Genomic DNA, 21,716 nt, shown 5'->3' on the forward strand with positions numbered 1-21,716 from the left:
TAGTAAGTGCCGCAACCAGCGGCACTTTTAGTTTGATTTGCCGCCTAACACTGACACAAAACTATGAAGTTAACATTACCGAAACTGCTTGTACTGCCCCTGCTACTCTGGGGGCAACAGGCTGCAGCGCAGGAAACCGCCAAGGAACTGGCCGACATTCAAAAGCAGTCCATTGAGTATGCCAGCCCCGGCGTGCGGGGTATGGGTAAGAGCCGGGGTATCGTCATCGGGTATGAGCGGTTGCCTCAGTTCGACTTCGAATCAGAGTCTGACGACCCGGAGGTGGGCAACGGCAGGGCCCGCGTGAGGCGCCATAACAAGTTCTCGGTGCGGGCGCTGGCACCCGTCATGAACAAGCCCAAGACCAAGCTGATTCTAGGTATAGACCACAGCTTTGAGGAGTTCAACTTCGAGAACGTGACGCCGGTATCCTACAGCCTCTACAACAACCTGGAGGACAAAAACCTAAAGAGCCTGGGGCTGCAGCTAGCGTTTCTGCATTCTCCCAACGAAGTGAACTTTTACCTGGTGCGGGCCAAGGCCGAGCTGAACGGCGACTATACCCGGGACAACATCAGTATTTCGGATTACCTCAAGACGACGATTGATGTGGCCTATGGCTGGAAGAGGAGCCCTGGCTTTGCGTGGGGCGTTGGGTTCCAGTTGGGCTATACCTTCGGCAGGCGGCGTCTGTACCCGGGCATCCTCTACAACCGCACTTTCAACGACAAATGGGGGGTGGAGTCCATCTTCCCGGCCAATGCGCGCCTGCGCTACAACGTGTCTGAGAAGACCCTGCTCTACACAGGGTATAGGATAGAAGGAGCCAGCTACAACATGTTTGCCGGCGACCCGCCTCTCTCGCAGTTCAACGACATAGAGTTGCGCCGCACTGACATAAAAGGGCTGCTGCGACTGGAGCAGGAGATTTATGATTTCCTGTGGTTCGCAGTCGAGGGCGGCTTCCGGCAATACTACCGCCACAGGGTCTTTGATGAGGTGGGCTCACGGGATTGGCTAATCAAAAACTCACTGGCTGGAGCGGGCTACATAGGTGTGGAGCTATACGCCGTGCCGCCGCGCAAGCTTCTGGAGCGAAGCCAGAACAGGTAGAGCGCCAGCGTAACAGCAAAAAGCCCGGACTGCAGGTATAGCGGTCCGGGCTTTTTACGTTTTAAGGAAGGTCACTTACTTAGACTCTTTGGCAGGGTTCATGCCCTCGGGTACAAGCTGGCGCAGGTATTCGTAAGTGGCGTACTGGGAGCGGGTATGGGTGGCGGCCGCATGCTCCACATAGGTGTTGTCGAAGTCGCGTGCCTTGGTGTCGTCTGCCAGCTGGAAGTCGATGATGGTCCGTACCTGCTCCACCAGGTCAGGCTGCAGGAGCGGGAAAGCCACCTCCACGCGGCGGTTCAGGTTGCGCGTCATCCAATCAGCGGAGGCGACATAGTACTGCTCCTCGCCGTTGTTGTGGAAGATGTACACCCGGGCGTGCTCCAGGTAGCGGTCCACGATGCTGCGCAGGGTGATGTTCTCACTCAAGCCTGCCACGCCCGGCACCAGACAGCAGATGCCCCGCACAATCAGCTGTATCTTCACGCCAGCCTGGCTGGCGGCGTAGAGCTTTCGAATCATGCGCTCATCCTGCAGGGCGTTCATTTTGAGTATCATCGAGGCCGGCTTTCCTTGCTTGGCGTGCTTCATCTCACGGTTGATGAGCTCCACGAAACGGTCCCGCATGTTGATGGGCGCCATCAGCAGCTTTTTGAATTTCTTGTCCGGCTGGCGGTCTATAAAGAAGTTGAACACCTGCTCCACATCCTGCGCAATGCTTTTGTTGCACGTGAACAGGGCGTGGTCGCAGTAGATTTTGGAGGTGTCCTCGTTGTAGTTGCCAGTGCTCAGGTAGGTATAGTTCACCAGCTTGCCGTTCTCATTGCGCGTGATGAGGCCCAGTTTGGAGTGCACCTTGAGGTCAGGCACGCCCAAGATGACGTTCGCTCCGGCTTTCTGCAGTTTACCCGCCCAGAAAATGTTCGACTCCTCATCGAAACGAGCTTTCAGTTCTACCACCACGGTCACCAGCTTCCCGTTCTTAGCGGCCTTCACCAGGGCTTTGGCCACGGCTGAGTCTTCGGCCACACGGTAAAGCGTGGCACTGATGGCGGTCACTTTGGGGTCGCGGGCAGCTTCGTTGAAGAGGCGCAGCACGTAGTCAAAGGACTGGTACGGGTAGTGCACCAGGTAATCCTTTTTCTTCATAGCCTCAATCAGGCTCTTTTCCTGTTCCAGCTCTGGGTGCACCAAGTTGGGCTGCGGGGAGTACTTGAGGTCTGGCAGGTTGAAATCCGGGAAGCCGAAAAAATCGCGGAAGTTGTGGTACTTGCTGCCTTCCACCAGTTCCTCCTCCGATATACCTGTGTGGGCCATAATGGCCTCCAGCAGTACTTGAGGCGCCTCGGGGTCATACAAGAGGCGGGCCGGGTAGCCCGTCTCCCGCTTCTGCAGGCTCTTCTTGATTTTGGCCATCAGGTTGCCCGATACCTCCTCCTCTATGTCCAGCTCGGCATCACGCGACACCTTCACGGCATGCGCCTCAAACTTGCCATACTGCGGGAACAGCTCCGGCAGGCAGAAACGGATGAGGTCGTCGAGAAACATGACGTAGCGCTGGTCATCCACGGTGGGAAGTTTCACGAAGCGGCTGCCGTGCTTTTTGGTGGGTATCTCCAGCATAGAGAAGCGGTGCGGCTTCAGGTCTTTCTCTTTCGGCTCGAACAGGTGTACGCCCAGGTATACCGTCTGGTCTTTGAGAAAGAAGTGCGTCTCCGTCTCATCGAGGAGCAATGGCAGTATCAGGGGCTGGATGTGCTCTGCGAAGTACTCGCGCACAAACTTCTGCTGTTCCGGGCTCAGGTCGTTTTCAGTGAGGAGGAGGATGTTGTTTGCCCGCAGGTCTGCCAGTATGCCGTCGCGGAACACCTTGCCGAATTCTTCTTGCTGGCGCTTCACCTCCAGCATTACTTGGTCAAAGGTAGCGGAAGGGTCCTCGGCCAGCTTGTCCCTGGTTTTCTTCTTGAGCTTGATAAGGCGCTTGAGTGTGGCCACCCGTACTTTAAAATACTCATCGAGGTTGGATGAGAAGATGGCCATGAACTTCACCCGCTCCAGTAGCGGAACCGTTTTGTCTTTTGCTTCCTGCAGTACGCGGTAGTTGAAGGCGAGCCAACTCAACTCGCGGTCAACCAGGAGTGGGGTGCTTGTTTTGTTCTTTTGTATATCCATTGTGTTGGTTTCGCCGGGTGCGGCAGTAATCTGGGTGATGCTGGGTCTATGCTTTTGCTGCGCCATGCAAGGGCGAAGACGCGGCGCATAGACCTTCAGCAGGTTGGTTTATTTATGGTTCTTAGGGGAGTCAGTGAACAGGAGCTCAGCATTGTCTTTCCTGATGTCGTACCAGCTGTCGCAGTTGAAGCTGAGCGCCACCACGCCAGCGGTTGGGAGCCGGGACACATGCTTAGGCGAGAGCATATTGGCGAAATCAGAGATGGATTCATTGTGGCCCACCAGCATCAGGCTCTCCACATCAGCGGGGGCCTGTTGCACCACCTCCAGAAGCTCCTGGGGGCTGGCGCCGTACACGCGCTCATCCACCACGATATCGTCGGCATCGTAATCCAGTTCCTTACTAACAAGTGTGGCGGTAGTGATAGCCCTGACGGCCGGGCTAGAGATGATGAGCTGCGGCTTGACGTTGTTGCTGGCCAGTTCCTGACCTATGAGGGGGGCGTCGCTGCGGCCCCTCTTGTTCAGGGGCCTGTCGTGGTCGCTCAGTTCTTCAAACTCCCAGCTAGACTTGGCGTGTCGCAGTATGTACAAGGTTTTCATATGGGTCTTTCAGAAAGGGCATAGCCGCAGCGCATCTTGCTGCTGCTATGGTTGGTGTTTACTGCAAGCACACGAAAATAGTTGTGAGGGGCAGGTTAAAGCATGCTGCGAGGGCATGTGCGTGTCCTAAAACAGAAGCGGGAAAGCCTGTGTAGACCTTCCCGCTTCTGTTTATGATAGTACGTTTATACGTTGTTGGGGTACCGCTCAAAGTGTATTTCCGCCACGCGCCGTTGCAGTTCCGCACGCATCTCTTCAATGTTGATGCGGTTGGTGGCCGAGATGAACAGGGCAGGCGCATGGATTTTAGCCATGTAGGTCGCCTTCAGGTCCTCGATGGAAGGCCGCACCTCATGCCCGTCTTCCTGCAGCTCGCGCTCGCGCTGCTCCAGGTACTGGTCGATTTTGTTGAACACGAGCAGCACCGGTTTGTCAGCGGAGTTGATGTCGAGCAGGGTGTTGTTCACCACCGCGATTTGGTCCTCAAAGGAGGGGTGCGATACATCTACCACATGCACCAGCAGGTCGGCCTCTCGTATCTCGTCCAGCGTGGATTTGAAAGCCTCTATCAGCTTGGTGGGCAGTTTCCGGATGAACCCCACCGTGTCAGACAGCAGGAAAGGTATGTTGTCGAGCACGACCTTGCGCACGGTGGCATCCACGGTGGCAAACAACTTGTTCTCGGCGAACACATCGGACTTGGAGAGCAGGTTCATGAGGGTGGACTTGCCTACGTTGGTATACCCTACCAGCGCCACACGCACCATACCTGCCCGTGATTTGCGCTGCTCAAAGTTCTGTCGCTCAAACTTCTCGAGGCGGTCGCGCAGCAAGGATATTTTGTCGCGCACGATACGTCGGTCCGTTTCAATCTCCGTCTCACCGGGACCTTTCATACCGATACCACCCTTCTGTTTGGAAAGGTGGGTCCAGAGGTTGGTCAGGCGGGGCAGCAGGTACTGGTATTGGGCCAACTCCACCTGGGTGTGCGCCTGCGCGGTTTTGGCGCGGAGAGCGAATATGTCTAGAATCAGCAAGCTGCGGTCCACAATCTTGACTTGCAGTTCACGCTCTATGTTGCGCACCTGTGAGGGGCTCAGGTCATCGTCGAAAATGACCATGTCGATGCTATGCTCCGTGACATAGGCTTTTATCTCCTCCAGCTTTCCGCTGCCCACGAAGGTGCGCGTATCTGGCTTGTCCAGCTTCTGCACGAAGCGTTTCAGTGAAACGGCTCCTGCCGTCTCGGTCAGGAAGGCAAGCTCATCGAGGTACTCGTTGGTCTGCTCGTCGGTTTGTTTATAAGCAGGCACCGCCACCAGCACAGCCGTTTCCTGTGGTTTGGCGGTATCGTAAAACTGTTTTTTACCCATTAGTAGTCTTTATGCGTCATGGTATAATTGGCAGGGCTCTGTTGGCTGCCCGCTGCCTGAAGGTATAGCAGCGCACTCTTGTACGTGATTATGCCGGCTAGGGGGTACACGTGAGCAAACGCAAGTTAGGTTAAAATTTGAGATGGTGCGCTAAAATGGCCGCTCCAGCATGGTAGCAACGGAAACAGGTGTATATTTGCTCACGCTCTCAGTGAGGGCGTGGGTATACCCGCTATACCTGGCGGACCCGCCACACAAGAACGAAACCACAGCACTCAAGACCAAAGGATGGAATCCAAGACCTGCCACATCGAAGGCCTGATTGAATTTACGCCGCGCATTTTCCGAGACGAGCGGGGCTGGTTTATGGAGACGTACAGCGAGAAGATGTTTGCCCCCTTCGGCATCAACCCGGTGTTTGTGCAGGACAACCAGTCCGTCTCGAAAAAAGGGGTGCTGCGTGGGCTGCACTTTCAGCGGCCACCTTACGCGCAGGGCAAACTGGTACGGGTATCATCGGGAAGGGCACTGGATGTAGCCTTGGATTTGCGCAAGGATTCTCCCACTTACGGGCAGCATGTCAGCTGCGTGCTAGATGCGGAACAGCACAACATGCTCTACATACCTGAAGGCTTCGCGCACGGCTTTGTGGCGCTGGAGGAGAACACGGTTTTCCTGTACAAATGCACCAATGTGTATAACCAGCCATCCGAGGGAGGCATCCTCTGGAACGACCCGGCCTTGGGTATAGACTGGGGTATATCTGAGCCAATCGTGTCGACGAAGGATGAAGTGCTGCCGCTGCTGCAGGACTTTGACTCGCCGTTTTAGAACAGATGAAGGTATAGGAACTGAAAAGCGAAGGCCAGTGGTATAGTTTACCACTGGCCTTCGCTTCTCATGAAGCATGAAACGAATCTACAGCACCTCCACCAATGTTTCCAAGCCCATGCCTCTTGACCCTTTCACCAGCACATAGCTCTCCGTAACCGGGTTAGCCTGCAGCCAGGCCTGTAGTTCCGGTTTGGTGGCGAAGTAGTGGAAACGGCTATCGGCTCCGGCGGCGTGTTGCATCTCCGGGCCGCAGAGCAGCACGGTTTCAAAGCTCTGTTCCGCGATGATTTGGCCAATGGCCTTGTGCTCAGCGGCACTCTCAGCACCCATCTCCAGCATATCGCCCACAATCACGACCTTGCGTGCCGCATTCATGCCGCCGAAGTTGCGTATAGCGGCGGCCATGGAAGTCGGGTTGGCGTTGTAAGCATCCAAGATGAGCGTGTTGCTGCCTTTCTGCATCACCTGCGAGCGGTTGTTCACCGGGCTGTAATTAGCAATGGCCTCGTTGGCTTTCTGGAGCGGCACGCCAAAGAACTTGCCAATGCAGGCGGCTGCGGCCATGTTCTCGTAGTTGTAGCTGCCTACTAATTGGGTGCGCACCGTATTCCCCTCCTCATCTTTGTACACCACATAAGGCGAGGCCTCCAGCAACTCGCTGTGATAGAAGTCGCCGGGGGCCGGGTAGGTGATTTTGCTGTCGATGCGGCGGCTCATGCGCATCAGGTGCTCGTTGCCGGTGTTCACGAATACGGTGCCGCCATGCTCCAGCAGGTGCACGTACAGTTCGCTCTTGCCACGGGCCACGCCCTCCAAGCTGCCGAAGCCTTCCAGGTGCGCCTTGCCGATGTTCGTAATCATGCCGTGGGTAGGCTGGGCGATGCTGCTGAGCAAGGCAATCTCCCCGATGTGGTTGGCACCCATCTCGATGATGGCCATTTCGTGCTCTGGCTTGAGGCGCAGCAGCGTGAGCGGCACCCCAATGTGGTTATTGAGGTTACCTTGGGTATAGAGGGTGTTGAATTTCTGGCTCAGCACCGCGAAGATAAGCTCCTTGGTCGTGGTTTTACCGTTGCTGCCGGTGATGCCGATGACCGGTATGCTCAGCTGCCGGCGGTGGTGGCGCGCCAGGTCCTGCAGCGCCTGTAGCGTGTCTTCCACCACCAGCACATTGTCGGCCGCCAGGGCAGGGTCATCCACCACGGCATATTTTGCTCCCCTCTCCAGCGCCGGCTGGGCGAATTTGGCGCCTTTGAAGTTGGGGCCGTTCAGGGCAAAAAACATACTCTGGTCCTGAGGTGCGCGGGAGTCGGTGCTGACGTGGCGGCACTCCAGGTATTTTTGGTAAAGAAAGTCGATGCTGTTCGACATGGAATGCTTATTTTAGTTGGAAATTTGCCGTTGCGGCCAAGGGTGCCATACCTGTGCATGGCCGCACCGGCAATATACACCCAAAACCGCAAAAGCGATAGCACACCACTCCCCCGGAACCCCTTTTTAAAACTCCGAGCACACGCCATACCGCTATGAAACACTTTTTACGCATCGCGCTTTTCTTCCTGCTAGCCACATCCTACGTCGTAGCCCAGGAGCCGCTGCGCTTCAGCCTGCGCACCGATGTGCCCGTGATCACGCCAACCGGCGCCCTTTCCAACCCATGGAGCGGCGGGCTCAACGCCCCCCAGTTCTCCACCATCGACCTCAACAAAGACGGGCAAGACGACCTCCTCATCTTCGACAGGATGCTGCGCAAGGCGTTCACTTACCTGGCGGTGCAGGAGGGAGGCAAATGGGGCTACCGATACGCGCCGGAGTACGAGGCGATGTTCCCGCAGGGGCTGGAGCACTGGGTGCTGCTGCGCGACTACAACTGCGACGGCCTCAAAGACATTTTCACCAGCACCTCATTGGGCATACAGGTATACCGGCAGGAGGCAACCAACGCCAAGTTTTCCAAGTTCGTGCTCGCCCAGGAGGCCCTCTTCTACAGGAGCCGCAGCGGCACCAGCAACATCAACATGCAGATGAACAACGCCGACATACCCGCCATCGTGGACATGGACGGCGACGGTGACTTGGACATTCTGATAACGGAGTTCTCCGGCGGCTATACCTTGGAGTATTACCAGAACATGCAGGTGGAGGAAGGGCTAGCCTGTGGTTCGCTGGCCTTCACGCTCGGCTCCGACTGGTGGGGACAGATAAGCGAGTGCCACGGCTGCAACAACTTCGGGTTTGGCGTGCAGTGCCGCATGGCCGGACCGCTGCACTCGGGGCACGATGGCTCGGCCTTGCTGGCCCTCGACCTGGACGGAGACGGCGACAAAGACCTGCTCATGGGCAACGTGGAGTGCGAGAACCTGGTGAAGATGGAGAATAAGGGCACTAAGGCGCTGGCCCGCATGGAGAGTCTTGACGCGGCCTTCCCCGCCAGCTCCAAAGCGGCCAGCTTCAAGCTCTTCCCCGCCGCCTATTACGAAGACGTGACGTTTGACGGCATACCCGACCTGCTGGTAGCCCCGAACAGCAACGAGAACGGCACCGACTTGCACCAGGCCACTATTGAGGCGCAGCGCTCCGTATGGCTCTACCGCAACACCGGGCAGGCCGATAAGCCTGCTTTTGAATTCTTGCAGGATGATTTTCTGCAGCACCAGACCATTGACATGGGCGAGGGCGCTTTTCCGGCCTTCGCTGATGTGGATGGCGACGGGAAACTGGACATGCTGGTGGGCAACAGCCGCTCCAACCGGAACGGGGAGTACATCGCTTCGCTCAGCCTGTACAAAAACACCGGAACCGCCACAGCGCCTGCGTATACCTTGCAGACGGATGACTACCTGGGGCTGGCGGCGCGGCACATGCTCTCCATCAAGCCTTCCTTCGCTGACATCAACCGCGATGGCAAACCTGACCTGGTGCTCTTCTACCAGTCGCATCATGGCGGCGCTCAGATAAGCTATATGGCCAACACCGCCGCAGCCGGGCAGCCCTATGCCTTCGGGGCAGACAACCTGCAGCTGCTCCACAACCTGGCGACTGGCGATGCCCCCTTCCTGTTCGATGTGAGCGGTGATGGCCTCCTGGACATGCTGGTCGGGAAGACGAGCGGCTCCCTGGACTATTACCGTAACACCGGCAACAACACCTTCGCGCTGGAGAAACAGGGATTTGGCGGCCTCGGCTTCGATTTCCTGCGACGCAACCTGCACCCCGCCGTGGCAGATTTGGATGGCAACGGAAAACCCGACCTGCTGACCGTGGACGATAGTGGAGAACTGCGGGTGTTCCCCGACTTTCAGGACAAACTCACAGGCGACTTCACGGCCATTGTCGAGTTGCTAGAAAATGATTTGACAGGAGAGGTACACACCACCCGTTTAGGACGCGGACTGAGCCTGGCCTTGGCAGAACTTGGCGGGCCTGGCAAGCTATACCTGGCCATCGGGAGCCGGGGCGGCGGGCTATACCTGCTCGAGCAGACCGCGGGCAACAAAGCTATACCTGGCCAGGAAGAAGACGGGCTGGCGCTTCGGGTATACCCCAACCCATCGACAAGCCAGGAGCCCGTGCAGGTGCGTGCCGCTGAGCCGGTGGCCATCGTGCTGCATGATATGATTGGCCGACAGGTGTACGCCGCAGGTGACAGCTTCAACCGGAACCACCGGCTATACCTGAATCACCTGAAGGCGGGCGTATACCTGCTGCGCGCCACCTCCCGTGACGGGAAACAGGAGACCCGCAAACTGGTGATTCAATGATGCAGGCGCTGCTGTGGATGGACTTATCGGATGAACCAAACTTTGGGCAGCCGGTGCTGGCATGGGCGCGCCAGCACTTCCCGAATTTAGCTGTTTTTGATTTGGATACACGGTCGGAGGAGATGCTACAGCACTACGCCGTGCGGCTCCTGCAGGAGACACCGGGAACCATAGTCTGTTTGAAGGCCGGAGAGGGAAACTTGAACCAGTTGATGCCCTTGCTTGAAGAGCTGTTGCAGCCACAGCCGCAGCGCCACCTCCTGCTGTTAGGCCACCACCCACGCCTGTCGCGCATGCTACATGCCAGGCCAACTATACGGCACAGTGCAGTGGCTGATGAAGAGGAATTGAAGCGACTTTTGCTGCAGCTTATCCCAGCGTAAAGGCATCTGCGTCGAGGTGCGCCGGAAAACTCTCCCGGAAATCGACCAACTCCTGCCTGCTGAGGGTGATGGTGTGTATGCCTTCCACCTCGGTTGTCTCCAATAGTTTGTAGCCTTTGGGGTGGATGATGGCCGAGTCGCCGGAATAAGGGTGTTTGCTGCCATCTGAGCCAACACGGTTCACCCCCACCACATAGGCCAGGTTTTCCACAGCGCGGGCCTGAAGCAGGATGCTCCAGGCGTTGCTGCGAGGCTTGGGCCAGTTAGCCACGTAAAGCAGCAAGTCATACTCGCTACCCTTATTTCGGCTCCACACCGGGAAACGCAAATCGTAGCACACCAGCGGACAGATGTTCCAGCCCTTCAGCTCCAACAGGAGCCTTTCCTTGCCTGGGGTATAGGTATGGTGCTCCTTCGCCATCCGGAAGAGGTGCCGCTTGTCATAGTGGGCATGGCTGCCGTCGGGCCGCACCCAATATAAACGGTTGAAGAACTGTTCGCCGGCTTTCACAATCACACTTCCTGTCAGCACAGCCTGGTGCTTCTCCGCTTCCTGCTGCATCCAGCGCAGCGTGGGGCCTTCCGCTTCTTCTGCCAGCTGCGCCGCCTCCATGCTGAATCCGGTCGTGAACATCTCGGGCAACACAATCAGGTCTGTGGCCGGAGCGGCGGCGGCGAGCTTCTCCGAGAACATCTCCCGGTTGGCTTCGGCATCCTGCCAGTGCAGGGCGGTTTGTATGATGGTTACGCGCAGGTCTTGCATGGGTAAAGTGATTTCAATAATGATTGGTATACCTCTCTCTTGAGATATTGATTATAAGCTTTATATACTTTTAAATAGCGAATCTTGCTGCTTCATTCTGACTTTGTTTCAAAGCCTCACCTGTGCGGCGGGGCCTTGCTTTTCTCCTTGATGAAAAAAGGAGGCAAAAGTATCAAGACGCTCCAAACTCGCTGACCGCTCGAACAGTGGAGCGCCAAAAGGTGCACCTAGCCCAAGCCGCCGCTCTGTTGCTACTGTTGTAAGTATGCCTTGCTATACCTGCCATACCTGTTCTAGCGCCTGCGGTTCTTGTACCCTTTCCCATCATTCCCATACACGTTCTGTCATTCCGACGGAAGGAGGAATCTGTTACCATACCCACCGCCGGTGCGAGCGCAGCGGGAACCGGCGGTGGAATAAGCCAGCCGGTCTGCACCTGTCGTATCTCCTACTTTCTTCGCCAGTGTCCTCAAATAAGCCGCATCTGCGCTGCCGCTGGATGCTCGCCAGAAGAGTAACAGATTCCTCCTTTCGTCGGAATGACAGATAAGAAAGAAAAAGAATGATTACACGTGCACTCACCTCTGTTGAAATAAGTGCAGGAGTAGTCCTTTTTAAGGGACAGAGTCATCGTTCCTCCTCCTTACAACTTCACCAGCCGCTCAGCCGCTTGGCGCAGTGTGTCCTCGCTTTTGGCGAAGCAGAAACGGAGGTAATGGTGGTCGGTTTTGTTGTGGTAGAAAGCGGATACCGGCACGGAGGCAACGCCTACCTCCTTTGTGAGGCGGCGGGCGAAGTCCAAGTCATGTTCCGTGGAGATGGCGTCGTACTTCAGCAGTTGGAAATAGGTGCCTGCCGAAGGCATAAGTTCGAAGCGCGAAGGGCGCACCAAATCGCAGAACATGTCGCGCTTGGCTTGGTAGAAATCCGGCAGCGAACGGTAGTGCTCCTCGTTGTCCATAAAGTCGGCGATGGCCAGTTGCAGCGGCGTGACGGTGCAGAAGGTAATGAACTGGTGCATCTTCCGCAACTCTGCCGTGAGGGCTGGCGGCGCCACCACGTACCCAATCTTCCAGCCCGTGGTGTGGTAGGTCTTCCCGAAAGAGGAAATCACGAAGGAGCGCTGCCGCAGCGACTCTACCTGCAGGGCGCTTACGTGCTCCTGTCCGTCAAACACCATGTGCTCGTATACCTCGTCGCTTATCACCAGGATGTCGGTTCCATCGGTCAGGTTAGCCAGCTTTTCCATCTCTTCCCGCGACATCACAGCCCCGGTGGGGTTGTGCGGCGTGTTGATGATGAGGAGTCGCGTGTGGCGCGATATGTTTTTCCGGAGCAGGTCCCAATCAATGCTGAAATTCGGTAGCGCCAGCGGCACGTACACCGGTACACCCCCAGCCAGGCGTATGGCAGGTGCGTAGCTGTCGTAGCAGGGCTCCAGCACCACTACCTCGTCACCGGGTTTCACCACGGCCGTGATGGCGGCAAAAAGTGCCTCTGTCGCGCCGGATGTCACCGTTACCTCCTGATCCGCGTCCGGGCGGTAGCCGTATACCTTCTGGGTCTTCTCGCTTATCTTGTGGCGCAGTGCCGCCATACCGGGCATGGGCGCGTACTGATTGTAGCCCTCCTGCATATACTTGGTGACAAGCTGGATGAGCTCGTCGGGGCAGTTGAAATCCGGGAATCCCTGGGATAGGTTGATGGCCTGATGCTCGTTGGCCAAGGCTGACATCACCGCGAAGATGCTGGTGCCTACGTCAGGGAGTTTGCTGCTGGGGTAGTTAATCATATCCGGGTGAAGTATAGACGAACGAAGATATTACTTGCAACGAAGAAACCAAGTGGAAGTTTAGCCGAGTGCCTCTGCCACGAGCTGCTGCAGCACTGGCACCGCCTCCTGTTCAAACCACGGGTGCCTTTTCAGCCAGAACTGGTTGCGCGGCGAAGGGTGGGGCAGGGGCATGTAAGCTGGCAGATAATCGGCCCAGGCTGTCACGGTTTCGGTGAGGGTAGTCTTTGCTGATTGACCCAAAAAGTAATCCTGCGCATATTTGCCTACCAGAAGCGTCAGTTGGATGTTGGGCAGCAGCGGGAGCAGTTGCTGGTGCCAGTGCTGGGCGCACTCGGGGCGGGGCGGCAGGTCACCGCTCTTGCCTTTGCCCGGATAGCAGAAGCCTATCGGCACAATCGCCACCTGGCTCTCATCGTAAAAGACCTCGGGCGAAATCCCCATCCACTGCCGCAGGCGCTTGCCGCTCTGGTCGTCCCAGGGTATGCCGCTGGCATGCACGCGGGTGCCAGGTGCCTGCCCCACAATCAGCAGCCTGGCCGATGGCGACGCGCGCAGCACAGGACGTGGCCCATGTGGCAGATGCTCGGCACACATGCGGCAGGCGCGCACTTGTTGCAGTAAGTTCTCTAGTTGCTCCATGGTAATGCGGATAGGTGCAAAGGTAAAGACTCCTAACAAATTATAGCGGCAAAAGTATAAGCAGGAGATATGCAGTGGACAAAACTTCTGGTATGGCTCTGGGTGCTCCTGTTGGTGCCGCCACTGGCACTGGCGCAGGAGGCCCCTATGTGGAAGAACGCATTCACCGTAAAATTCTTCGGACTGTCGGTGCACTTGCGCGAAACCCCTTACCCGGAGATATTCCGCAACCGCCTCGACGAAAGGGGCATACTGGTGGCCAACTTTGGAGGCATAATCGGGTATGACCGCTTTGTGGTGCGCGATGTCATCAGCGTGCGGGTGCAGCAGGGCCTGTATTCCGACTGCGCCTCCTCACTGGCGGGCTTCACCCACCTGGGCTGGCGCGGCCAGATTTTCAAGACGGGCAGGCATTCGCTTAACGGAGGCATAGGCCCCACACTGGTATACCGCCGCGATTGGAACCGACTGAAAGGATATGAGGATGATGGTTACTTCAGCCGCAGCCGCGACTGGCAGTACAAATTCTACTGGTATGCGGGGGAGTTGGAGTACAATTACCGGCTTTCGGAACAGAACGACCTGTCGCTCAACTTGGTGCCGGGTATACCTGAATTGGTCTCTTTTGGAATAGGAATGAGGCGGCGTTTTTAGCACAGAGCCCCTGCAGCCCGTTATTGGAAGGGGCTGCAGGGGCTCTGCGGATGTGCTATACCTTATACCTACCAGCCGCGATTATCCCAGTCTTCGTCGCGCCGGCTCTGGCGGCGGTGGCGCTGCTCCCGCAGGGGCGGCAGGTTCTCTTGCTGCTGCCAACGATCACGGGCATGCTGGTTCTCCGGCGTGAAGTGGCCGGGGCTATGGCGCCACTGGCGTTGCTCCTCCTGCCTGTCCGCGCCGCGGTGGTCATCCGAGAAGCCATGCTGGCGCCTGTTGATTTCCTCCGCCTGGGGTGGCCGGTGCTGCCTGTGCTCCCACTCCCGCTGCGCGCGGCTCTCTTCATAATCGCGCCGCTCCCGGTCGTGCATAAAAGGCTGGGGCTCCTCCCAACGGTTTCTGAAGGTCTGCTCCTCGTGCCAGGAGCGCTCATCGCGGTGCTGTGGCCTGTTGTGCCGTTCGTGGTATCGTTCTTCTTCCTCGTGATGCATCTTGTTCAGGTTTAACGTTGAATTCTCCAGTCGAATGCCGTGGCTCAGCAGGCTGTGCGTCTGTAGGAAAGCGGGCACCCGTCTATGTTCTGATGTTTGTTTTACGGGCAGGTATGGCGGAGGTTCCTGCAATCGAGGGCCAGATAAAAAAGAGAAGCCCGCCTTGTCGGGCGAGCTTCTCTTTTTTACTAATCTACTACCAATTAACCTAATCAACTTTGTATACGCATTACCTGCGGTAACGTTGGGTTTGGTCGATGTTTTTGTAGTGATTGTCCTTTCCTGAGTCTGTTTCGTCGGCCCAGCGGGGACCGCCCTCGTAGCCTTGGTCAAAATTGCGGTCACGATACTGCTCTGAACCATAGCGCTGTCTGCTGCTCAGGTGGTCGGCGCGCTGGTCATACCGCTGCCTGCGCTGGTAGTCTGTATCGTCTGAGTGCATGATGTCATTCCAGGTGTCGCGCACTTTCGTGAAGAAGCCGCGGTTGTCATCGCTCCTCGGCGCCACGTCAGGCGAATAGCGGCCTTCGCTGTACCAGTTATGGGAGCCGCTGCCGTAGCGGAAGTCGGTCTCCTTGTAGCGGCTGCGGGTGTCCGGCCCTTCCCGCCACAGGCTGTCCTGCGAGGTTGGGGGTTCATTGTAGTTGCCTGGCTGTGACCCATCCTGCACATAAGGCGGACGTTGGCCGCTACCATGCGTTCTATCGCCGTGGTTTAGAAAATGGCTCTCATTCCGGTAGTGGCTTCCCGGCTGGCTGCCGTAGTGGTCGTTCAGGTGAGCGCCCTCGCCTACGCGATACGAGGAGCCGCTGCTGCCTCCGCTCGGGTAGTTGCCACGGCCTCTGTCTTGCGCGCCTCTGGGGTTGGGGCCTGTGTGGAAGAAGTTGCCTTCGTCCCAGTTTTTCTCGGAGCGCCCGCGGTAGCCGTAGCGGGTGGGTTGCTGCTGCTGGTCTTTCTGATATAGCTCGCGGCCTATGCGCTGGTTCTCGTCCCCAGGTCTGCCGTGGTTCTCTTCTCGGTCTTTCATAGTTGTGTTTCCTTTTTAATCCATTCAAAAATACCCGCTGATGGCGGATGTGTTTTTTTACGGGTTGCGAAGGCTATAGTTGGCGAAAGTACCGTTGCAAACGAGAAGAGGTGCCGACGTAGCCAGCACCTCTTCAATAACTTAGGTATAGGGAAGGGGTTCTAGAAGTACTCCTCCATGATTTCCCGCACATCAGCCTCTGCCAACGGCTTGGAATAGTGTTTCCGTACCTCGGGGTAGCCTTTGAGCCGCTCCAGGTCGTAGAAGCTGGCCGATGAGGTCAGCATCAGCATCACTGTGCGCAGCTTGTTCACGCTCTCCAACTTCTGGTATTCGTCCAAGAACTCGAAGCCATCCATAACCGACATCTTGATGTCTACGAAGATGAGGTCAGGGGTCGGGTAGTCTTCCACGCCGCTGAACGCCTTCTGCAGGTAATCCAGTGCCTCCTCTCCGTTCGTCACCACGCGTATGTCATGGGCTACCTCCATGCGCGACAACAGGCGCTGGTTAAGGTAGTTAGTGGTATCATCGTCGTCAATCAGAAGTACGGTTTTAACAGATTTCATAATCTCGGGTTATGTCTCCTTTTACAATTCCTGCCTCAATTTGTTTTGAGGCAAATGCAAAATACTGTGTTTTCACTAGGGGCGCCATGACCGAAATCAGCTTTTGCCAACAGGCTGTCAGGAAATGCCTTTGGCGATGGCCTCGGCTTTTTGCCTGGCCACCACCAGATTGGTCACCTCTATGGCTGACACCAAAATGCCCTCCACCTGGTTTTCGCTGTCGAGCATGGGCTGGTACTTGAAATTGAAGTAAGCTTCCACGCGCTTGCCATCCATCTGCCGGTCTATCTGGGCCTTGAACTCATTAACGCGGCGCGTGGCGCCTGTGGTATATACCTCGTCCAGCAGGTCGAAAAAGCCTAAGGACTCCAACTCCGGCCAAAGCTCCCGGGCGGCCTTCCCAATGTAGCCCCTATTGCCGTACAGCTTGTACACGCCGGGCGTGATGTACTGGCACACATGCTCCGGGCCATGGAACACGCACAGGTGCACAGGCGACAGGCGCAGCAGGTTCTCCAGTCGCTGGTCTTCCCGGCTGCTGTTCTCCTGGTTCTGCTTTTGTTCCTCTATGTCGGTGTAGGTGCCCATCCAAAGGGTAATGTTGCCGTTGGCGTCGTGCATGGGCACCCCCCGCTCCAGAAACCACCGGTACGTGCCGTCGTAGTGGTTGCGTATGCGGTACTCTACTTCAAAGCCGATGCCGCTGGCAACTGCCTCGTGCCAGGTGGTGAGCACCATGGCGGAGTCGTCTGGGTGTATCGCGCCAATCCAGCCGTCTGTCTGCCCGGGCCGCATACCGGTGTAGGTATACCAGTTGTCGTTAAAGAATAGGACCTTGCCTTGTGGCGAGGCCGTCCAGGCCATGTGCGGGAGCACCTCCAATAGGTGTCGGAAACGGGCGTCGCTTTCTTTCAGGGCTTTCTCAGTGTGCTTGCTCTGTGTGATGTCGATGATGGAGCCGATAGTGCGTACGGCTATACCCTTGCCATCATACACGGTGTAGCCTTGGTCGAGGATGTAGGCATAGGTGCCGTCCGCTTTCTGGAAGCGGTACTCGCCTGTCCAGGTAGCGCGCCGCTGGCGTATGGTCTCCTCGATGCTGCGCTGCACCTCCTGAAAGTCGTCCGGGTGCACGCGTGCGTCCCAGGATTCCCCACCTGACCCCATCTCTTCGGGGCTATACCCGAAAATCTCCTGCAGGCCCGCCCCCCAAGTCATCTTGTTGTGTAGGATATCATACTCCCAGGCCACCGCCTTGGTGGCGGTTGACAGGAGGCTCAGGTGCTCCTGGCTGCGCTGCTGCCTGATGTCGTTGAGCACCCGCTCGGTGATGTCGCGCGCCTCGTGTATGATGTACTGCACTTGGCCTTGCTCATCCAGCACGGGCACATTGGTGGTGCTCCAGTAGCGCTCCTCAAACCCGCCGCCCTGTGCGGTTGGCAAGGGTATGTCGTACCGGAACTGGGGTGTGGCATGCGCCTGCTTCTGCTCCAGCACCGTGCGCAGCGACTGCAGCACCTGTTGAGCAGAATCCAGGTCTGGCGTGGCGGGGTTGTTTGGGAAAATCTTGAATAGGTTCTGCCCGATGATTTGTTCGCGGGTGGCCAGCGTGCTCTTCAGGTATGCATCTGTAGCCTCCAGTATGGTCAATTCAGGAGACAGGAGCATGTACATGCCCGGCAGCGCATGAAAAATTTGGCCCAGTAGGGGAGGAGATGGTATGACTTCTGTCTGCACGAGGAAATAAATGAAGTTTAAGTTTGGTTTTCGTAGCGGTGTAAGGGTACTAAAATAGTAAGATTAAGCCAAAGAATTGTTATACTGGACGGTTAAATTCAGAAAAATCGACTATCACGAGATACGCACATCGCATAATGGTTTGACAGCCTGTGGAATAGTGCTGTGCCCGTGCAGTTTGCCTGCTCCCTAGGTTTCGTAGCCGCAGCGCAAATGTGCGCAGCTTCGCCCGTTGTTGCAGCGTGCAGGAGGATGTGGCACGGTCAGAGGTATACCATCGCATGTCTCTGACCGTGCTGCAACTACAATAGGAAGGCCTAAACAGAGGCCGCTACCTTTGCTCCCAAACCCTCAAACGCTTCCCGTGCATCGGCTATACCCTGGATGTCCTCTACAATCACGATGAGCTTGTTCTTGGCCTCCTTCAGGCGTGAGCGGCGCGGGTGCTGCTGCACGTACTTGAGGATGTGGCCAAAGGTCTCGGACTGGAAGTAGGCGTCGTTGTTGTCGCTTGGCAGGTAGCCTTTCATCACCTCTTTTTTGATGGTGAGTTTCTCGAAGCCCAGCTGCTGTGCCTGCCAGCGCAGCTTCACGATTTCCACCAGCTTCTGTACCTCCTCCGGCAGCGGCCCGAAGCGGTCCACGATGCTAGCCCGCAACTTCTCCAGGTCCTCCAGGTCTTTGGTGCTGTCGAGCTTGCTGTAAAGGCTGAGGCGCTCGGAGATGTTGCTCACATACCAGTCCGGTATGAGCACCTCCATGTCGGTCTCGATGTTGCAGTCGCGCACCGGCTCCATAAACTCAGCCAGGTTGTCTTTCAGGAACAGGTCCCGGAATTCGGTTTCTTTCAGCTCCTTGATGGCATCGTCGAGCACCTGGTGGTACATCTCAAAACCGAGGTCGTTGATGAAGCCGCTCTGTTCGCCGCCCAGCAAATTTCCAGCGCCGCGGATGTCCAGGTCGCGCATGGCGATTTTGAAGCCTTCGCCCAAATCTGAGAACTCCTCCAATACGCTCAGTCGCTTGCGGGCGTCGGTTGGCAGGCCGGCTACAGGCGGTGTGAGCAGGTAGCAGTAGGCCTTTTTGTTAGAGCGGCCCACGCGGCCCCGCATCTGGTGCAGGTCTGACAGACCGAACATGTGCGCCCGATTGATGATGATGGTGTTGGCATTGGGTATATCCAGACCAGACTCGATGATGTTAGTGGACACCAGCACGTCATATTCACCTTCCACGAATTTCATCATGCGCTTCTCCAGCAGCTCGCCGTCCATCTGCCCGTGGGCGAAGGTGATGCGGGCGTCTGGCACTAACTTGAGAATCATGTTGGCGATTTCGTCGATGTCCTTCACGCGGTTGTGCACGAAGAACACTTGGCCACCCCGCTTCAGCTCCGCTGATACGGCATCGCGAATCAGGATTTCATCGAACACGTGCAGCTCTGTTTTTACGGGCTGGCGGTTGGGCGGCGGTGTGGCAATCACGCTCAGGTCGCGGGCTCCCATCAGCGAGAAGTGCAGCGTACGAGGTATAGGCGTGGCGGTCAGCGTGAGGGTATCCACATTCACGCGCATCTCCTTGAGTTTCTCCTTCGTCTTCACTCCGAATTTCTGCTCCTCGTCTATCACCAGCAGGCCCAGGTCCTTAAACTTCACGTCCTTGCTCACAATGCGGTGCGTGCCGATGAGGATGTCCACTTTGCCTTCGGCCACGCGCTTGAGCGTATTCTTGATATCCTTAGCTGTCTTGAAGCGGTTGATGTAATCCACTGTGATGGGGAACTGCTCCAGTCGGTCGCGGAAAGTCTTGAAGTGCTGCATGGCCAGTACCGTGGTGGGCACGAGCACCGCCACTTGCTTACCGTCGCAGGCCGCTTTGAAGGCGGCGCGCATGGCCACCTCGGTCTTGCCGAAGCCCACGTCGCCGCACACAAGTCGGTCCATGGGGTGCGGCTGCTCCATGTCGGCTTTCACATCCTCAGTAGACTTGGCCTGATCCGGAGTGTCTTCGTAGATGAACGAGGACTCCAGCTCGGCCTGCAGGAAGCCGTCTTTGCTGTAGGCGTAGCCCGGCGCGGCCTTGCGCTTGGCGTATAGCTGGATGAGCTCGGCGGCGATGTCCTTCACCTTGCTCTTGACTTTCTTCTTCTTGTTTTCCCACTCCGGAGAGCCCAGTTTGCTCATGGTCGGAGGGCCACCTTCCTTGCCGCTATACTTGCTGATTTTGTGCAACGAGTGGATGGAGACATAGAGCAAATCGTCGTCGCGGTATACCAATCGGATGGCTTCCTGCAGGCGCCCGCCCACTTCCACTTTCTCCAGTCCGGCAAAGCGCCCCACACCGTAGTCCATGTGGGTGATGTAGTCGCCGGGTTGCAGCGTACGCAGCTCCTTCAAGGTCATCGCCTTGGACTTAGAACGACCCTCTTTGGCCTTGTGCTGGTAGAAGCGGTCAAAGAGTTGGTGGTCGGTATAGCAGGTGATTTTGAGCTGTTCGTCAATGAAGCCCTCCCGCAGCGAAACCCCCAAGTGCTGGAAACGCATGTCGTGGTCCAGCTCATCAAAGATGGTGGTGAGGCGGTTGATTTGGCGTGGCGAATCCGTGGCAATGATGTTCACAAAACCCTTGCTCTGCTGCTCGTGCAGGTCTTTCACCAGCCGGTTGAAGTCTTTGTTGAACGACGGCTGCGGCTTGGACTGCAGTTGCAGCACCTCGGTATCTTTGTAGTTGAAGCGCTTGCCAAACTCCACGATGCTGAACTTCTCGAGCAGTTTCTTGAACTGCTTCTGCGTCTGGAAAAGCTGCTCCGGGTCCGATACAATCTGGGTGCCGCCGCTGCCGGCCATGAGCTTCTCAAAAGCCTGCGAGGCCTTGTCGAAATACTCGTCAATCACATCCAGCGTCTGCCGCACATCCTTGAACCAGATGGCGGTGTTTTTAGGAAGGAAGTCGAGGAAGGCCTCGCGGGTTTCCTTCAGCAGTTTGGTCTGTACATTGGGTATGATGGAGATACTTTTCTTCGTCTCCACGGACAGCTGCGTGTCGGGGTCGAAGGTACGGATGCTCTCAATCTCGTCGCCGAAAAGCTCGATGCGGTAAGGCAGGTCGTTGGCGTAAGAGAACACATCGACAATGCCGCCGCGCACGGCGTACTGGCCTGCCTCGTACACAAACTCCGTGCGCTCAAAACCATACTCGGCCAGCATGTCGCTCAGGAAGTTGGTGTCCAACTTTTCGCCCACCTTGGCACCCAGCGTGTTCTCCACCAACGACTTTTTGTTGATTACCTTCTCGGTCAGCGCCTCCGGGTAAGTCACGATGAGTTCGCCTTTGTCGGATTTGGTGTTGAGGCGGTTGAGCACTTCAGCCCGCATGAGGATGTTAGCGTTCTCGGTGTCGTCGAAGCTGTAGGGGCGTTTGTAAGACGTCGGGAAAAGCATGACCTCCTTCTCGTCGCCGAGCAGGTTTTTGAGGTCGGTATAGAAATAGGCCGCCTCCTCCTTGTCGTGCAAAACGAAGAGTTGGTGCTGCGGGTGCAAGGTATAGACTGCCGAGGCCATGACAGCATCGAGGCTGCCTGCCATGCCTTTCAGTTGCAGACGGTAGGGTTTATCGGCTTTAAGTCGCTCGGCAATGGTCTGCACCACCCCGTCGAGTCGGTACAGCTCTAAAAAATCAGTTACTTTCATTCAGATATATCACAAAACAGCAAAGGCAGAACACAGGACTTTAGCCAAGTCGTGTTCTGCTGTTTCTTCCTTACAAAGATACGGAAGTTTAAGTTTTGTGTGGGAGGGGA

At 56.7% G+C, this 21,716-nt stretch carries 18 protein-coding genes; 6 read left to right on the top strand and 12 right to left on the bottom strand.

Annotated elements, in window-relative coordinates; translation table 11 throughout:
• Nucleotides 1–63 precede the first annotated feature (63 nt).
• Nucleotides 64–1,113, top strand: a complete 1,050-nt coding sequence (locus B051_RS0102735; RefSeq protein ID WP_018476644.1) for a DUF6268 family outer membrane beta-barrel protein — start codon at nucleotides 64–66, stop codon at nucleotides 1,111–1,113.
• Between the two features lie 75 nt (nucleotides 1,114–1,188).
• Here the strand turns inward: B051_RS0102735 and ppk1 are convergent, their stop codons facing one another.
• The 3 genes from ppk1 to hflX form a co-directional block, all read right to left on the bottom strand.
• Nucleotides 1,189–3,285 carry a polyphosphate kinase 1 gene (gene ppk1 / locus B051_RS0102740; RefSeq protein ID WP_033316698.1) on the bottom strand — a complete coding sequence of 699 codons (2,097 nt, stop codon included), beginning with the start codon at nucleotides 3,283–3,285 and terminating at the stop codon, nucleotides 1,189–1,191.
• A gap of 108 nt (nucleotides 3,286–3,393) precedes the next feature.
• Nucleotides 3,394–3,888, bottom strand: coding sequence for a SixA phosphatase family protein (locus B051_RS0102745; RefSeq protein ID WP_018476646.1), 495 nt, complete (start codon nucleotides 3,886–3,888; stop codon nucleotides 3,394–3,396).
• A 185-nt stretch (nucleotides 3,889–4,073) separates the two neighbouring features.
• Nucleotides 4,074–5,261, bottom strand: coding sequence for a GTPase HflX (hflX, locus tag B051_RS0102750; RefSeq protein WP_018476647.1), 1,188 nt, complete (start codon nucleotides 5,259–5,261; stop codon nucleotides 4,074–4,076).
• Between the two features lie 169 nt (nucleotides 5,262–5,430).
• Between hflX and B051_RS22365 the strand changes: the two genes are divergently transcribed.
• The gene (locus B051_RS22365; RefSeq protein ID WP_157578477.1) at nucleotides 5,431–5,583 is read left to right on the top strand and encodes a hypothetical protein; all 153 of its coding nucleotides are present in this window, start codon (nucleotides 5,431–5,433) and stop codon (nucleotides 5,581–5,583) included.
• The gene (gene rfbC / locus B051_RS0102755) at nucleotides 5,550–6,092 is read left to right on the top strand and encodes a dTDP-4-dehydrorhamnose 3,5-epimerase (RefSeq protein WP_018476649.1); all 543 of its coding nucleotides are present in this window, start codon (nucleotides 5,550–5,552) and stop codon (nucleotides 6,090–6,092) included. Before B051_RS22365 ends, rfbC begins: the two co-directional genes overlap by 34 nt.
• A gap of 87 nt (nucleotides 6,093–6,179) precedes the next feature.
• Here the strand turns inward: rfbC and B051_RS0102760 are convergent, their stop codons facing one another.
• Nucleotides 6,180–7,466, bottom strand: a complete 1,287-nt coding sequence (locus tag B051_RS0102760) for a UDP-N-acetylmuramoyl-tripeptide--D-alanyl-D-alanine ligase (RefSeq protein ID WP_018476650.1) — start codon at nucleotides 7,464–7,466, stop codon at nucleotides 6,180–6,182.
• Nucleotides 7,467–7,621: 155 nt separating this feature from the next.
• Here B051_RS0102760 and B051_RS0102765 point away from each other — a divergent pair, with 155 nt between their 5' ends.
• Nucleotides 7,622–9,856, top strand: coding sequence for a T9SS type A sorting domain-containing protein (locus B051_RS0102765; RefSeq protein ID WP_018476651.1), 2,235 nt, complete (start codon nucleotides 7,622–7,624; stop codon nucleotides 9,854–9,856).
• Nucleotides 9,853–10,239 carry a hypothetical protein gene (locus B051_RS0102770; protein WP_018476652.1) on the top strand — a complete coding sequence of 129 codons (387 nt, stop codon included), beginning with the start codon at nucleotides 9,853–9,855 and terminating at the stop codon, nucleotides 10,237–10,239. Before B051_RS0102765 ends, B051_RS0102770 begins: the two co-directional genes overlap by 4 nt.
• Here B051_RS0102770 and B051_RS0102775 read toward each other — a convergent pair.
• The 3 genes from B051_RS0102775 to B051_RS0102785 all read right to left on the bottom strand — a co-directional run bounded on the left by B051_RS0102775 (nucleotide 10,226) and on the right by B051_RS0102785 (nucleotide 13,436).
• Entirely contained in the window at nucleotides 10,226–11,002 is a 777-nt protein-coding gene (locus B051_RS0102775) for an amidohydrolase (RefSeq protein ID WP_018476653.1), read from the bottom strand. The genes B051_RS0102770 and B051_RS0102775 overlap by 14 nt on opposite strands.
• A 643-nt stretch (nucleotides 11,003–11,645) precedes the next feature.
• Nucleotides 11,646–12,794: a pyridoxal phosphate-dependent aminotransferase gene (locus B051_RS0102780; protein ID WP_018476654.1), complete on the bottom strand. Its 1,149-nt coding sequence runs from the start codon at nucleotides 12,792–12,794 to the stop codon at nucleotides 11,646–11,648.
• A 60-nt stretch (nucleotides 12,795–12,854) separates the two neighbouring features.
• On the bottom strand, nucleotides 12,855–13,436 hold the full coding sequence (locus tag B051_RS0102785) for a uracil-DNA glycosylase family protein (RefSeq protein WP_018476655.1): 582 nt from the start codon (nucleotides 13,434–13,436) through the stop codon (nucleotides 12,855–12,857).
• A gap of 69 nt (nucleotides 13,437–13,505) precedes the next feature.
• Between B051_RS0102785 and B051_RS0102790 the strand changes: the two genes are divergently transcribed.
• On the top strand, nucleotides 13,506–14,090 hold the full coding sequence (locus tag B051_RS0102790) for a hypothetical protein (RefSeq protein WP_018476656.1): 585 nt from the start codon (nucleotides 13,506–13,508) through the stop codon (nucleotides 14,088–14,090).
• A 68-nt stretch (nucleotides 14,091–14,158) separates the two neighbouring features.
• Here B051_RS0102790 and B051_RS0102795 read toward each other — a convergent pair whose 3' ends face one another.
• From B051_RS0102795 to mfd, 5 genes are all read right to left on the bottom strand, one after another.
• Nucleotides 14,159–14,662 (bottom strand): hypothetical protein, encoded by a 504-nt coding sequence (locus tag B051_RS0102795; RefSeq protein WP_018476657.1) that lies wholly within the window; start codon nucleotides 14,660–14,662, stop codon nucleotides 14,159–14,161.
• Between the two features lie 151 nt (nucleotides 14,663–14,813).
• Nucleotides 14,814–15,611 (bottom strand): hypothetical protein, encoded by a 798-nt coding sequence (locus tag B051_RS0102800; RefSeq protein ID WP_018476658.1) that lies wholly within the window; start codon nucleotides 15,609–15,611, stop codon nucleotides 14,814–14,816.
• A 161-nt stretch (nucleotides 15,612–15,772) separates the two neighbouring features.
• Entirely contained in the window at nucleotides 15,773–16,180 is a 408-nt protein-coding gene (locus B051_RS0102805) for a response regulator (RefSeq protein ID WP_018476659.1), read from the bottom strand.
• Nucleotides 16,181–16,297: 117 nt separating this feature from the next.
• Nucleotides 16,298–17,917, bottom strand: a complete 1,620-nt coding sequence (locus B051_RS0102810; protein ID WP_018476660.1) for a PAS domain-containing protein — start codon at nucleotides 17,915–17,917, stop codon at nucleotides 16,298–16,300.
• A 317-nt stretch (nucleotides 17,918–18,234) separates the two neighbouring features.
• The gene (gene mfd / locus B051_RS0102815; RefSeq protein ID WP_018476661.1) at nucleotides 18,235–21,606 is read right to left on the bottom strand and encodes a transcription-repair coupling factor; all 3,372 of its coding nucleotides are present in this window, start codon (nucleotides 21,604–21,606) and stop codon (nucleotides 18,235–18,237) included.
• Nucleotides 21,607–21,716 lie beyond the last annotated feature (110 nt).

The organism is Pontibacter roseus DSM 17521, from assembly GCF_000373265.1.
Classification (GTDB): domain Bacteria; phylum Bacteroidota; class Bacteroidia; order Cytophagales; family Hymenobacteraceae; genus Pontibacter; species Pontibacter roseus.

What these genes read in the sequence shown, in the direction of transcription:
- B051_RS0102735 (WP_018476644.1), top strand. Translation starts at nt 64, where the DNA reads ATGAAGTTAACATTACCGAAACTGCTTGTACTGCCCCTGCTACTCTGG.
- ppk1 (WP_033316698.1), bottom strand. Translation starts at nt 3,285, where the DNA reads ATGGATATACAAAAGAACAAAACAAGCACCCCACTCCTGGTTGACCGC.
- B051_RS0102745 (WP_018476646.1), bottom strand. Translation starts at nt 3,888, where the DNA reads ATGAAAACCTTGTACATACTGCGACACGCCAAGTCTAGCTGGGAGTTT.
- hflX (WP_018476647.1), bottom strand. Translation starts at nt 5,261, where the DNA reads ATGGGTAAAAAACAGTTTTACGATACCGCCAAACCACAGGAAACGGCT.
- B051_RS22365 (WP_157578477.1), top strand. Translation starts at nt 5,431, where the DNA reads ATGGTAGCAACGGAAACAGGTGTATATTTGCTCACGCTCTCAGTGAGG.
- rfbC (WP_018476649.1), top strand. Translation starts at nt 5,550, where the DNA reads ATGGAATCCAAGACCTGCCACATCGAAGGCCTGATTGAATTTACGCCG.
- B051_RS0102760 (WP_018476650.1), bottom strand. Translation starts at nt 7,466, where the DNA reads ATGTCGAACAGCATCGACTTTCTTTACCAAAAATACCTGGAGTGCCGC.
- B051_RS0102765 (WP_018476651.1), top strand. Translation starts at nt 7,622, where the DNA reads ATGAAACACTTTTTACGCATCGCGCTTTTCTTCCTGCTAGCCACATCC.
- B051_RS0102770 (WP_018476652.1), top strand. Translation starts at nt 9,853, where the DNA reads ATGATGCAGGCGCTGCTGTGGATGGACTTATCGGATGAACCAAACTTT.
- B051_RS0102775 (WP_018476653.1), bottom strand. Translation starts at nt 11,002, where the DNA reads ATGCAAGACCTGCGCGTAACCATCATACAAACCGCCCTGCACTGGCAG.
- B051_RS0102780 (WP_018476654.1), bottom strand. Translation starts at nt 12,794, where the DNA reads ATGATTAACTACCCCAGCAGCAAACTCCCTGACGTAGGCACCAGCATC.
- B051_RS0102785 (WP_018476655.1), bottom strand. Translation starts at nt 13,436, where the DNA reads ATGGAGCAACTAGAGAACTTACTGCAACAAGTGCGCGCCTGCCGCATG.
- B051_RS0102790 (WP_018476656.1), top strand. Translation starts at nt 13,506, where the DNA reads ATGCAGTGGACAAAACTTCTGGTATGGCTCTGGGTGCTCCTGTTGGTG.
- B051_RS0102800 (WP_018476658.1), bottom strand. Translation starts at nt 15,611, where the DNA reads ATGAAAGACCGAGAAGAGAACCACGGCAGACCTGGGGACGAGAACCAG.
- B051_RS0102805 (WP_018476659.1), bottom strand. Translation starts at nt 16,180, where the DNA reads ATGAAATCTGTTAAAACCGTACTTCTGATTGACGACGATGATACCACT.
- mfd (WP_018476661.1), bottom strand. Translation starts at nt 21,606, where the DNA reads ATGAAAGTAACTGATTTTTTAGAGCTGTACCGACTCGACGGGGTGGTG.